This window comes from Candidatus Atribacteria bacterium (assembly GCA_011056645.1).
Taxonomy (GTDB): domain Bacteria; phylum Atribacterota; class Phoenicimicrobiia; order Phoenicimicrobiales; family Phoenicimicrobiaceae; genus Sediminicultor; species Sediminicultor quartus.
Window position 1 is genome coordinate 1 of the sequence record DSEL01000185.1, and the last position, 13,690, is coordinate 13,690.

10 protein-coding genes and 1 pseudogene are annotated in these 13,690 nt (G+C 37.3%); all 11 read right to left on the minus strand.

The window, feature by feature from the left end; all coding sequences use genetic code 11:
* Nucleotides 1-502: 502 nt before the first annotated feature.
* The 11 genes and pseudogenes from ENO17_08505 to ENO17_08555 all read right to left on the minus strand — a co-directional run bounded on the left by ENO17_08505 (nt 503) and on the right by ENO17_08555 (nt 13,670).
* Nucleotides 503-1,282, minus strand: coding sequence for a DeoR/GlpR transcriptional regulator (locus ENO17_08505; protein HER25073.1), 780 nt, complete (start codon nt 1,280-1,282; stop codon nt 503-505).
* Nucleotides 1,283-1,556: 274 nt separating this feature from the next.
* Nucleotides 1,557-2,513, minus strand: a complete 957-nt coding sequence (locus ENO17_08510; GenBank protein ID HER25074.1) for an ABC transporter permease — start codon at nt 2,511-2,513, stop codon at nt 1,557-1,559.
* A 13-nt stretch (nt 2,514-2,526) separates the two neighbouring features.
* Nucleotides 2,527-3,504: an ABC transporter permease gene (locus ENO17_08515; GenBank protein ID HER25075.1), complete on the minus strand. Its 978-nt coding sequence runs from the start codon at nt 3,502-3,504 to the stop codon at nt 2,527-2,529.
* A pseudogene (locus ENO17_08520) lies at nt 3,501-5,029 on the minus strand (sugar ABC transporter ATP-binding protein). The gene ENO17_08515 and the pseudogene ENO17_08520 overlap by 4 nt, the downstream one beginning before the upstream one ends.
* Nucleotides 5,030-5,105: 76 nt before the next feature.
* The gene (locus ENO17_08525) at nt 5,106-6,500 is read right to left on the minus strand and encodes a sugar ABC transporter substrate-binding protein (GenBank protein HER25076.1); all 1,395 of its coding nucleotides are present in this window, start codon (nt 6,498-6,500) and stop codon (nt 5,106-5,108) included.
* A gap of 214 nt (nt 6,501-6,714) precedes the next feature.
* Nucleotides 6,715-7,470 (minus strand): SDR family oxidoreductase, encoded by a 756-nt coding sequence (locus ENO17_08530; protein ID HER25077.1) that lies wholly within the window; start codon nt 7,468-7,470, stop codon nt 6,715-6,717.
* Between the two features lie 273 nt (nt 7,471-7,743).
* A complete protein-coding gene (locus ENO17_08535; GenBank protein HER25078.1) occupies nt 7,744-8,700 on the minus strand; it encodes a hydroxyacid dehydrogenase in 957 nt (318 codons plus the stop codon).
* A 90-nt stretch (nt 8,701-8,790) separates the two neighbouring features.
* The gene (locus ENO17_08540) at nt 8,791-9,054 is read right to left on the minus strand and encodes a MoaD/ThiS family protein (protein HER25079.1); all 264 of its coding nucleotides are present in this window, start codon (nt 9,052-9,054) and stop codon (nt 8,791-8,793) included.
* A 19-nt stretch (nt 9,055-9,073) separates the two neighbouring features.
* The gene (locus tag ENO17_08545) at nt 9,074-10,891 is read right to left on the minus strand and encodes an aldehyde ferredoxin oxidoreductase (GenBank protein ID HER25080.1); all 1,818 of its coding nucleotides are present in this window, start codon (nt 10,889-10,891) and stop codon (nt 9,074-9,076) included.
* Nucleotides 10,892-11,066: 175 nt separating this feature from the next.
* Nucleotides 11,067-12,047 carry an ABC transporter permease gene (locus ENO17_08550; GenBank protein HER25081.1) on the minus strand — a complete coding sequence of 327 codons (981 nt, stop codon included), beginning with the start codon at nt 12,045-12,047 and terminating at the stop codon, nt 11,067-11,069.
* A 141-nt stretch (nt 12,048-12,188) separates the two neighbouring features.
* Nucleotides 12,189-13,670 (minus strand): sugar ABC transporter ATP-binding protein, encoded by a 1,482-nt coding sequence (locus tag ENO17_08555; protein HER25082.1) that lies wholly within the window; start codon nt 13,668-13,670, stop codon nt 12,189-12,191.
* Between the last annotated feature and the right edge of the window lie 20 nt (nt 13,671-13,690).

The window sequence follows — 13,690 nt, forward strand, 5'->3', positions numbered from 1 at the left end:
CCCAAGACCTATTATATAATTTTAAAATCATGCTTATTCTCAATATATAATATTTTTAGGGTCAGTATTCAAAAATTTACAAAAACAATTTCTTTTCTTACTGCATTTTTTCGGTGTAAATTTATTTAATAAAGTGTCTTGTAGTAACTATAAATAAAAAAAATAGCATCAGAAAACAATTTACTTTTCAGCTTGGTCGAAAAATAGATTAGCTTAATATTCTTCGATATACTATTCTCTTAATACTATAAATTGATTCAAAAATCCTTCTTTTCCTAGAAGAATATTTATAATAGAAAAGCCCTTCAGCAAAAAGCCAAAGGGCTGGTTATTGTCTGGCTCCCCTAATTATAGAAAAAAAGAGTACCTATGCTAAATAAATTTTGCAAATTTTTTATAAATCCCTTTTCCCTGCTTAGCTAAAATAATATATTAAAATTATTATAATAACCAGGGGATAGAAGGTAGTAACTTTCCATTCATAGAGGGTTTAATGTTTTCTTTAAACAATATATAACTTGACATCGCTATTTTGGATAATCTCTTTCCATTCTTTGGAAATTCCTGTATCAGTTATAACAATATCAAAATCAGTAAGGTCGGCAAAGTAGGAAATCTTTATTTTCCCAAATTTTGAAGAATCCACCAATAAAATTTTAGTATCTGAAGATTCAATAACTGCTTTCTTGGTTTCCTTCTCGTAATTAGTTGCACAGGTAACTCCTAATTTTTCAGAAACACCTGCAGCTGAAATAAAGGCTTTATTGGCTCTTATCTTCTTGATCATATCAATCCCCTCTGGTCTCTCAAACATGAGAGTATCATCATGAAAATAACCTCCGGGGAATATTAGTTTCCAATTCTTATTTTCATAAACATTAAATAAAATATTTAAAGTATAACATATGATAGTTAGGGGTATATTTTCCGGAATAAATTTAGGGAGATTTTCGGTAGTAGAACCGGTATCTATAATAATCACATCATTAGGGTCTATCAAAGAAGCTGCTTTTCGAGAAATTTTAATCTTCTCTTCCAACATCAAGGATTCGGCAGTTTGAATTAAATACTTTTCTTTATCCGTATCAATCGGGGGATTCCTCTTTAAAACAGCTCCTCCAGGAATAAGAGTAACAATATTCTCATTTGACAGTTCTCCAAGGTCTCTTCTAATGGTCATTTCTGAAACTTTTAGACTTTTTGATAATTCTTTAATATTAACAAAACCATTAACAGATAAATTATTTATTATAAAATCAGCTCGATAGTTTCTTCGTGCCATAGTTTGCCTTTTTATTTATATAATTAAAATTATTTATTTTCAATTTTTTTAAAAGCTAAAGTATGTCTTTATTTTTTTATATAAATTGAGATAATTCTTATAAATTGTATTATAACACACTGAGTGGTTAGATAGAAAAAATTTTTTAAGGAAGCCATATAGCTTTAGTAAATGAGTTGTATATTAGTGATCCATAAGTAGTACAAATCGTTGAATTAATATAATCTCACACTGGTTTGTATAGCATGATATAGTAAGAGAAAATCAGTAAATCCTATTTAATAATCTTTATCCTTCTCCTATCTATTGTGGATATGCCCATAACTATAGCAATGAAGCCGAAAATTACTATCTGAATACTACGACCAAATCCAAGCATCAGCAATCCAGCTTGAATCCAGGTAATAATAATCACTCCAAGCAAGGTTCTTTGAGGACCTCCCACCCCTCCCGTGAGAGCTGTGCCACCCGCGACTACACTCGCAAAAAGCGGTATCATCATATCTGCACCCATCTCTATGGAACCTCCTCCAAACTGTGCCATATATAAAATTCCTGCCAATCCAGCAAAAAACCCACTTAGCATGAAAACGTAAATTCTATTATTTTCCACGTTGAATCCCGAAAGCATAGCACCTATGGGGTTTCCTCCAATTGCGTAAATACGTCTTCCAAATGGTGTCCATATAGCAATGAAAGTGCATATAATCCAGACACCTATCGCCCAATAGAATATCGATGGTAAACGCATTATAAAAGTTACTGAAAGAGCCCTGAAGGTCCTATTACTCATTATGTGAAGGAAGCCCTTGGAGAGATACAGTGCTATTCCTTCAACCACAACAGAAACGCCAAGTGTTGCCATAAAAGAGGGGACTTTCAGTTTTGCAAATAATAACCCGTTAATGAAACCGAATCCTACACATATCGATAAAGCTAATGGTATGACCCAAAGACCGATCTTGTCGATATATAAAACACATAATAACGCAGCAAGCTTCACTAAACTTAACACTGAAAAATCAAAAGATCCCATCATGATAACGAAGGTCAATCCGCAGGCAGCGATTAGGAAGTATGACATCGCATAGACTAAAGTTATTATTCCCTGATATCTGAGAAATAAAGGGTTTATCAGTTGGAAAATAACTATAATCACTATGGTTATAAGTATTGGACCGATTATACTCATATTTTTTCGAAACCATTCTGAAAACGGTTTGACTATCATCTTTTTTCCCCTTTCATGTAATCATTACTCCCTTTGACCCTCTGGAACTTGCTACAATAGAGGCAATTAACAGTAGCCCGGTAATGAGTTGTATCATTGTAGGATCTATAAATGAAAGGGTTAATCCGCGAAAAAGCACAGTAAAGGTCAACGCACCGAGTATCGTTTTTTGGGGCCCACCGCTTCCACCTGTAAGTGGCGTTCCACCCAGGACTATTGCCACAAGCGGCCAAACCATGGTGTTTAGATTCAGTACAACTGGCACAGAACCTCCTTGATTTTGGAAATAGATTACCGATCCTATACCTGTAAATAGCCCACTTATTGTGAAAGCCAAGATCTTATAGTTATCAACATTTATTCCGGCCAATCGAGCTCCTTCTTCGTTTGACCCAATAGCGTATAGATATATACCTATCTTAGTGTACTTCATAATAAATACCGCTGCAATTATTATGGGAATAGTCCATAGAAAAGCTGTGGGAATGTAAGGTATCCACCTCCTGGTTATAAACTCGTATCCGCGAACCGATCTGGAGATTCCGCCTGAGATGATACCGGTTAATCCACAGTATATTACCAATACACTTAAAGTTAGTATAAAAGAGGGTATTTTCGCCTTGGCTTGTATTACACCAACGATGAACCCTGTCGCTAATCCCAAGAGTGGTATAACGAGAATTGAGACCATGCCTAATGTTGGCATGAGAACCCAAACCAGGATACCTCCCAGCATCCAAATTCCTACATAAGATAAATCTAAAGAACCGGTCACCACCACAATTGATGGGCCCAGTGCAAATAACATGAGTGACACAAACTGTCTTAGGATTGTCGATAAATTTAGGGGGGTGAGAAATTTACCTGGGTATAAGCTTGCGAATAACACAACAAGAGCAAATAAAAATAGAGTAACAGGATAAATCTTTATCGTTTGAATTATGACGGATATAATGGAAGGTATCAACTTCTTTTTGTTTGGGATCTTCACTTTTCCAGCTCCTCCTTAAATTTTTCACCACTAATCACTTTTTGAATCTTTCCATGCTTTATAAATATTATCTCGTCACATAGTATAGAATATTCTTTAGGATCATCACTAATCAGAACCATTGAGATACCTCTCTTCTTTATCTCCAAAGTATTTTCGTAGATATCTTTTCTGGCTCCCACATCTATTCCGATAGTAGGGTCTTCTAATAAAAGTATATCAGGGCTTCTTTCAAACCATTTACCCACAGAAACTTTCTGTTTGCTACCACCACTTAGAGAGTAACAATCCGTATTAACCCCTGGAGTCTTTATTTTCAATCCCTGTACTATCTTTTCCGCCATCTTTTTCTCAGCGTTAAAATTTATCACCGGGATGAATTTTCGCAATATTTTTTTAATATTCACTATGGAGATGTTCTTTGTAATAGGCCAGTTGAGGAATAGCTCTTTCCCAGTTTCACCCGAAAAATATCCAATGCCCCTTGATAGCCTGATGTGAGGAGGTTCTTTAGTTTTAGCTTTTTGTCCCTTTATTGTTAAAGTTCCATTCTCAAAACTTATCAGTCCAGCAATTGTATTTATTATTTCACTTTTACCTGATCCCGCTGATCCAAAAATTCCTATACACTCACCCCTGTGAAGTTCAAATGAGATATCATAGTAACATCCATTTTTAGTAAGTTTTTCGACTGATAAAACTACTTCCTCGTTTTTTACTCTTTTAATTTCAGGTTTGTCAATATGTGCCAACGATTCTTTTCCGACTATTGCTCGGAAAAAATCTTCTTCCGTTATTCTATCCTTGGACAAGTTATAATGAGCAACCATCTTGCCATCTCGCAACACGTGTACTTTATCCGTGAATTCCATTACTTCAGGTATAATGTGAGACACAAAGACAAAAGAAGCATTTTTCTTCATGTTTAATATATCGTTGAATAATTCTTTACGTTCTTCGATGGTTAACGGTGCGGTTGGTTCATCAAGTATGATGACTGAGGTAATATTGTTATCTTCATGTTCCAATCTTACATTTAAAATTGCTTTGGCTATTTCAATCATCTTCTGGGTGGAAAGTGGAAGTTCATACATAAAATTTTCAATATTGCATTTTACATGAAACTCCTCCAATATCTCCCTAGCATACTTTTTTATTTGGCCTATATCTAATCTAGAGTATTTTATGTACTTATCCTCATGCCCCAGAAAGAGGAATTGATATACCTTTAAACAGGGTATAACTCCTTTTTCCTGGTAAACTATTGAGATACCTCTTTTTGCTGCCTCTTTTGGATTTTTGGGGAATGGTACTTTTTTCCCCTTATAGTACCATTCCCCATTATCTGGAGGATAAACGCCAACCAGAATCTTCATGAGCGTAGATTTTCCGGCACCGTTTCCCCTACCACGCCTATTATTTCATTTTTACCAATCGCTATGCTAACGTTATCCAGGGCATGCACAACTCCATTAAAGGTTTTAGACACATCCTTTATTTCGAGTATTATATCATCTCTTGGCATCACCATACTAATCCATCCTTTCTAACGTTAACCATCCATACAAATTACAGAAAAAGTAAATATAACGATATGGTCTTTATTCCCAGTTAGGCTCTAATTTTAGTTCTGGTGGGAACTGTTTTGCATATGCTTCTGCCTCAGCCCAGGTATCTGCCCAGCTGGTATCGAGGAAATATTTAAATAGAACAGTAACGTGCTTCCTAAGTGCATCAATGCTTCCAAACTTCTTGGTCATAGCTGGGAAGTAGTAATCATTCTGACCTAACGTAAGATCCCCACCTGCGTGCTTGTCAAAGGTTAAGCCGAGCTCTTTACATTTTGATATGGAGGCTAGTCTAAAATCAAATGGATACTCTGGCGGTGTTGCCTTCATTTGCTTTAATATCTTATTCATATTTTCCTCTGTTGGACCTATCTTGAAGCTTGGATTATTGATTACACCAGAATCTTTGGCTAACTGCTCGATTTCTCCTGGATAACCATAACAATCTATCCTGCCTGCTTGAATCATCTCATCAGGAAGCGGATACCATGCCCCAACACACATGTCGTATGCCATTGGAACCATCCTTCCTCCAAAGTAGGGTACGGCAAATCCAGCGCTAACAATAAAGTTTTTATCGAGTATTGCCTGAGCTGTGGTTAATTCCATGTCTCTGGAAGCCGTATATGGACCTATCATTAAACCGCGGTCTTCAAGTGCTCTCAAGCCACCCATGGTCTGTGAGTCATTAGCTCCCCAGAAACCTTCATAATCCGTGCGCATCGCCAGTGATGCCTCAGCAGCTTTTCGTCCTCCTTCGTAGTTCCATTCACCATATTGGTGCCCCAGTAATTGCATCTCCGGATATTCTTTCCAAGCTTGGAAGACTCCCAGGTTTATATAAACTGTGGAGACAGTAGCGGCTACCTTACTCGCTTGATGTATCAGCACTTTTGTTTTTCCATTCTGCTTCATCTTCTCAAACAGAAGCATTAATGGAAGATAAGTCTGTTCGTCTGATAGAGGAGTATTGTCTACAACCCATCTTGGTCCTAAGTCTCCTGGAAACATTTCCCCTGTATATCCGAAGTGTGTTAGCAAGAAAACGTTATTTTCATTACAAATTCTCGCCAGTTCAGGCATGACAGCTACAGATGGGCAATTTAAAATAATTGCCTTTGCACCAGCGGCGATCATACTCTCGGTTGTGGTAATCCACTCTTCATCGCTACTAGCTAATGCACCAACAAACTCCAGACCAAGCTGCTTACAGGCCTGCTCATCAGCCTGATAGACCATCATCGCATATTCTTGTGACAGATGAAAAGTTATATGGCCTATTAGGAACTTCTCTCCAGGCTCAGCATTCTTGTACTTCTGTGCTAGTTCATTCCTCTCTTTTTCCTGAGCTATTACTTCTGTAAAACCTGTTAGGACAAACATTGCAACCATAGATATAATAAGCAACCATAAAAGTACTTTTTTCATTATCTTAATCCTCCTTTAATTAAATATATTTATTATTGAAAGAAATAATGAAATAACTTATTCACCTCCCTCCCGGTAAGATTTTTATCCATCCCATCTCGTTGAGAAGCTTCCAAGTTTCTGCCTCCGAATGTTTACAATCGATCTATCCGAAGCGGTCGCTCATCTCCTGTCTGCTAACACATATTACGCCTTTGTCGAGAACCGTGTTTCACTACACCATTGAGTACCCACCATCCACGATTAGGGTCTGTCCGGTACAATATTTGGAGTCATCGGAAGCGAAATATAGAACAGCACCGAGAAGCTCATCAGTCCTGCCGAGCCGTCCCATAGGAATACTCTGGGTTACCTGTTTTGTCCAATTAGGATCTGCCATCGCCAGTTTTGCCATTCCAGTATCCGTAGTACCTGGAAGGATCGCATTCACTTGTACGTTCCACTTGCACAATTCCAGGGCAAAGACCCTGGTAATAGGTAGTATGGCTCCTTTGCATGAACTGTATGCACATAGTCCAGCCTGGGCACCAATTGCCGCGATAGAAGAAATATTAATGATTTTCCCGCTTTTCTGTTTTTTCATCACTTTAGCGGCCGCTTGACAGCAAAAGAAAAGTCCCTTTACATTCACCGCAAACATTTTATCCCACATTTCCTCAGTGGTATCTTCCACTGGTGCGGTAAATAAAATACCCGCGTTGTTCACTATGATGTCTAAACAGCCAAATTCTTTGATTGCTTTCTGAACCATTACCTCGGTATCTGTTTTTCTGCTCACGTCCGTCTTAACAAACAGAGCCTTTCCTCCCGAGTTCCTTATTTGCTCCTCGACTTTATGTCCCGAAATTTCATCCACATCCGCGATAACAACGTTTGCTCCTTCCCGAGCCATCCCGATTGAGTAGGCTTCCCCAAGACCCTGTGCTCCACCAGTTACAATTGCTACCTTATTTTCCAATCTCACGGTAATTCCCCCCTTTTTTTCTTATAATCTTCTTAATGTGTACTATTTAACAATATATCTTAATTTTTTAACATAATACTATATTTATTACTTCTTTGTCAAATATCATTTGCTCTAAATTCCGTAGTATTTAGTGTCAAGAACTTGTGGTGATTTTTCTTATCTTAATCTACCAGGTCCTCGCTGAGCAATCTCTTTAGGCTACCAGTTGTCCTATTCATTGTTTACCATCTTCTGTCCTACTTTGCTCAAGCTGAGAACTCCTTTTTTTACTCCATTTCATCCCTTTTTTTGAACTCTATTTTTAGGTTTCCTCCCCTCTAAAACATCAATTAAATTTTGGGCAGCTTGCATGCCCATTTTTTCTATAGCTTCTTCTGTATAGGCAGCAATATGGGGAGTCATTATTACATTATCTAATTCCTTTAAGGGAGATTCCTCTGGTGGTTCTTTACTATAGACATCTAAAGCTGCTCCTTTAAATTGATTATGCTTCAGAGCTTTATAAAGGGCCTGCTCATCTACTATTCCACCACGTGAAGTGTTAATTAAAAATGCTTCTTTTTTAACTTTTTCCAGTTCTTTATAACTAATCATGCAACGTGTAGCATTGTTTAATGGAATATGTATAGTGATATAATCTGACTTTTGAAGAAGCTTTTCTAAATTAACATACTTAATACCATGCCTTGAAGCAAATTTTTTATCCTTGATTAGATCGAAAACTAAAATATTCATTTCAAAACCTTGAGCTCGCTTAACAACTTGTTTGCCTATTTTCCCAAGGCCGATAATTCCAATTGTTTTCTTCCAGACTGACTTTCCAATAATTTTTTCCCATTTATCACTTTTCATTTTTTTATCTGCTTCCGGAATTCTTCGAGCTAAACTCAATATTAATCCAAAAGTTAAATCTGCGACAGCATCAACATTAGCCGTGGGAGTATTGGTTACTGTAATGTTCTTTTCTGTCGCTAAATTTATATCAATATTGTCCAAGCCTGTGCCATACTTGGAAATTACTTTTAATTTATTTGCTTTTTCAATTATTTCGGTACTTAGTTCATCTATTCCAATGATAATCCCATCTATATCGCTTACAAGATTTAGCATTTCCTCTTTTTTATAAGGTCTGCTAGTATTATTTCTTTTTATTTCATAACCTTTCTCTGTAAGCATTTTTAAAGGCTTATCTGAGAACGAAGCAAAAGAGCGGGGAGTGATTAATATTTTCATATATACAAACCTCCTTTTTCCTAAATCCCAAATAAACTGATAACAAAATACCATTAAATAAAAGTTATAATACTCATTAATCCTAATAGACTATCCGCCTGAAATCATAGGCAAAATTATTATTTCATCGCCATCATTAAGAATGGTATTCTCTTTCTTTAGTTGATTAATTGACCTATTATTGACCATAACAATTCCTGTAGACACTACATTTTTATATTCTATCTGATATTTATTATTAAGTACTTTAAATACATCCTTAACATTTACTTTATCGTTCTTAAAGAATAGTTCTTCTTTGGAATGTCCACTAATCTTTTTAAAATCCAGAAAATATTTTACGGTAATCTTCAAAACAACTCACCTTTCAAGCTTAAATATTATCAAGGTTTAATTCATGTAATCTTTCTTTCGTTGGTCTACCATCCATGTCCCAGCCTCGGACTTCATAATACTCATCAAGCATGGTATTATAAATCTTATCACTAACCACATGCCCTTTTGCTTGACCTTCTGGCATTTTCTCTGTTCTTAGTCGTTCCGGAATCATATCATCTTTCCTAAATCTACCTTCCCTGTTGATAATTAATCTTTCTAAATTATATACTCTTTCGCCAATAGTCATAAGTTCCGGAGTAAAATCATAACCGGTTAAATATTCTAAAGCCTTGCCTTGAGGTTTATTAGTAAAACCATATCCGCTTCTAACTACAGTACAAATACCCAGTGAATCGATATAACCTCGGGTATCCTGAATAGATTTTATCAACTGACCCTTTCCCTCAACAGCAAAACGATCATATTCACCTGATATAAGTTCTTCGCGAATGCTCCAACCCCCAACATTATGACAAGCACCGCGGCTTGAAGTTCCATAAGTCAATGCATTACCATAAAAACCTCTTGGATCATAAGCTGCTAAAGGTAATCCTTTAACCTGCATTAGATATTTTTGCATTTTCGGCATTTTCTCCGCAATGCCTAACATACCTTCTGCAAGCAAATCTCCTAAATCTTCTCTTTTTGCTATTTTCTCAATCATATTTACCATTGCCACCCCATTGCCAAACTTAAGCTCAAGACCACCAGTATCTTTCTTGGTAATATACCCTCTTTCAAATAACTCCATTGCAAAACCAATAATCACACCTACTGACATAGTATCTATGCCCAGCTCGTCGCAAATTTCATTGGCCTTAATAATAGCGGCAAAATCACTCACCCCACAAACGGCTCCTAAAGTACCTATAGATTCATATTCCGGATCTGATTTTGCTCCTTTAAAAATACCTTCTTTAACTTCACATAACTGTGAACAGGCTACCGGGCAATGAAAACAGGCTTGGTTTTTTATAAAGTAGTGTTCTTTCATATATTCTGCTGTTATCGTGTTAATCCCATCAAATACTCCGGTTTGGAAATTGCGGGTCGGGTAACAACCAAGTTCATTCATAATAGCAGTATATTGAGGAGTGCCATATTCAGTATGACTCGCTTTGGTTTTACGTGCGTAAGCAGTAGCTTCTTTGGACACTTCTTGAAATTTATTCGGTTCACTTACTGCTATTTCACCGGTTCCTTTTATCGCGATAGCTTTTAAATTTTTTGAAGCCATAACCGCTCCGGCGCCACCTCGCCCCATACTTCTTTCACCAATCTGAATACAAGATAATCTAACCCTATTCTCAGCTGCCGGGCCACAGGAAAGAACCTGATCTTCTCTTCCTGCCTTTTCTTTCAGTATTTTATTAACTTCTTTAGTGGTTTTTCCCCAAAGATTTCCCCCTTTTTCAATTTTAATTTGATTATCTTCGATTAAAATATAAACGGGTTTATTCGCTTTTCCCTCAATAATAAGTCCATCATACCCACTTTTCTTCAGATGCGGGCCAAAAAATCCTCCCCCATTGGAACATAAATATTGCCGGGTTTCAGGAGATTTAGTTGCCACTCCTATTTTGGTAGTCGCCGGTCCTGATGTACCGGTCAATGGTCCGGTAAATAAAATTAATTTATTATCAGATGAAAATGGCTCAATATGATTAGCTATTTCATCATAATAAAATCTTGCTGCCAAACCGCGTCCACCTAAAAACTTTCTCTGCCATTCAGGATTAATATTTTCCTCTTTTATTGTTTTATTGGTTAGATTTATTCTTAAGTACTTTCCCTGATAACCTCCAGAAAACATCCAACTAACCTCCTCTGCCTCAAGTAATAAGATATTTATTTACTATATATTTCACTTTTTCTTCTATTCGTCTTTCCCTTTCAAATTTTCAAAATTCTTCTATCCCTAATGACCAATCAATTATTATCATTTCTACACTTTGTACCTTGTAAAAATCATAATAAATATTTAACTTTTAGACAGCAAATCGCCTCCTTCGCCACTGATCAAAAACAACAACACCAATAATGATTAAACCCAGAATAACTCGCTGCCAGAAAGCAGAGACATTGAGTAAGTTTAAACCGTTACCCAGTATGCCCATTGTAAATGCGCCAATAAGTGAACCGATAACACCACCTTCACCACCAAAGAGATTTGTTCCGCCAATGACTACAGCAGCAATACTCTGCAATTCCGCTCCTTCTGCCATTAAAGCATTGGCTGAATTTAGACGGCCGGTTAGGACAATGCCTGCAACTCCAGCAAGTAGTCCCATAATGGTATAAGTGATGATTTTGGTACGCACAAAGCTTATGCCTGAAATTCTAGCAGCTTCCCGGTTGCCTCCTACAGCATAAATAGCCCTGCCTAACGTAGTACGAGTCATAATCATCCAACCCAGAATAGTTATAACTACAGTAATTAGTGCTGGAACTGGTACACCTAAAATGTCACCGCTACCCAGCCAGATTAATCCTGCGGGTAAATATCCTACAAGTTTAAGGGCAGTGAAGTGAGAGGGAACCGGCAGGCCTTGTGTTAAAATCAGCGCTAAACCTCTTGCTGTAGTCATCATGGCTAGCGAAGCAACAAAATCAGGTATCCTTCCTTTGGTAATGACGACACCAGTTATAAATCCCGTTAGTGCTCCAGTCCCCAGACCCAAAATTATACCAACTGCCATATTGAGTCCCCAGTACGACACTGCTACCGCAGACATTGAAGCTGAGAGAGCAAGGACAGCACCAACAGATAAATCTATACCAGCACCGATAATAACCATTGTCTGACCTATAGCAAGGATGGCATTGATGGAAGATTGTCTTGTAATATTTAAAAAATTACTCATAGCAAAAAAATGTGGTGTAGCAAAAGCAAGGTATATAATCAGGAAAAGCATTGCTACAATTGGACCCCCTTTTAGCAAAATTTTCCTGATTACTTCACCCCCCATAGAGATCCACTGATTCTTTAAAGATACTGCCGAAGGCGCTCTTGAGGGTAACGAGCTTTTGGTATTATTTTTAAATGTAGATATTTTTTTTCTTTGTTCCCTCATAATTTTTCCTCACTTTTTTCCTAACTTTTTTATATCTTAACTGGCACTTTTTAACAGTTGCTCCTGTGTTGTCTTTCCTCTTTGATATTCTGCAGTAACAGTTCCTCTTCGCATTGCGAAAATACGGTCAGCCATAGCCAAAATTTCTGGTAACTCAGAAGATATCATAAGGATTCCTACTCCTTCCTTAGTCAACTGATTAAAAAGCTGAAAAATCTCGGCTTTTGTTCCTACATCAATACCCCGTGTAGGTTCATCAAAAATCAAAATTTTCGATCCACTACACAACCATTTGGATAAGGCAACTTTCTGCTGATTACCACCACTAAGATAAGTAAGCTTCCGAGTCAGGTCAGAAGGATGGATACGCAGTTCATTAACGTATTTTTCTCCTATTTGCTGCTCTTTTCGGTGCTTGAGCAGACCTAACTGTGAGATTCTTTTTAGACTGGCTAAGGTTATGTTTGACACTACGGACATTGGGTGTATGAGGCCATCTTTTCTATCTCTGGTGAGATAACCCAATCCTAACCCGATTGCCTCTTCAGGAGAAGATATGGTTACTTTTCTACCATTAATATAGACTTTACCACCATCAATCTTTTCCAATCCAAATAATGCACGGACCAGGGTAGTACACCCAGCTCCTAACAAACCAAAAATGCCTACTATTTCCCCTTCATGTAAGGTGAAGTCTACATGATTGATGGTCCCTTTTATCTCCAGTCCTTGCACCTTCAAAATAGGCTTACCAGGATTCGTTTCCTCTTTGGGAAACTGTTCTTTAAGCTCTCTCCCCACCATCATTTGAATAATAGTATCCTCGTCAGCTTCATTCACGGGTAATGTAGCAATCTTCTTTCCATCTCTCAAAACAGTTACTCGTTGGCCTACTAAGGGAACCTCGGACAAGTGATGGGAGATATAAATAATAGAGATCCCTCGTTCATGCAATTCATTTACGAGGTTAAAAAGTTGTTGCCGCTCCTCTTCTGATAGTGCTGATGTAGGTTCGTCAAAGAGTAGAATTTGTTCATTTAAAGATAAAACTTTAGCGATTTCTATGAGCTGCTGCTCAGCCAGACCAAGATGCCTTACAGGCACAGTAGAGTCAATATTTAAGTTTAGTCTCTTCAGAATTTGTTGAGCCTTTTTATATATTCCTGGCCAATCAACAAAGAAAAACCTACTTCTGGGTAATCTACCTAAAAAGATATTCTCAGCTACACTCAGGCTGGGAACGAGACTCAACTCTTGATATACCATACCGATTCCCAATGTACGAGCATGATAAGGACTGGTTATTTCGATTTGTTTACCTCGGAGGCTGATACGGCCACTATCTTTGGGCAAAGAACCGCTAAGGATCTTCACTAAGGTAGATTTACCAGCACCATTTTCACCCAAGAGAACATGGGTTTCTCCTTTATAAAGGTCAAAATCAACATGATCCAGAGCATGAACACCCGGGAAACTTTTATCAATAGCTTCTAATTGTAATAAAGGCTCTTTTGGCATTCTTCTCCTTCTCCTTTTAG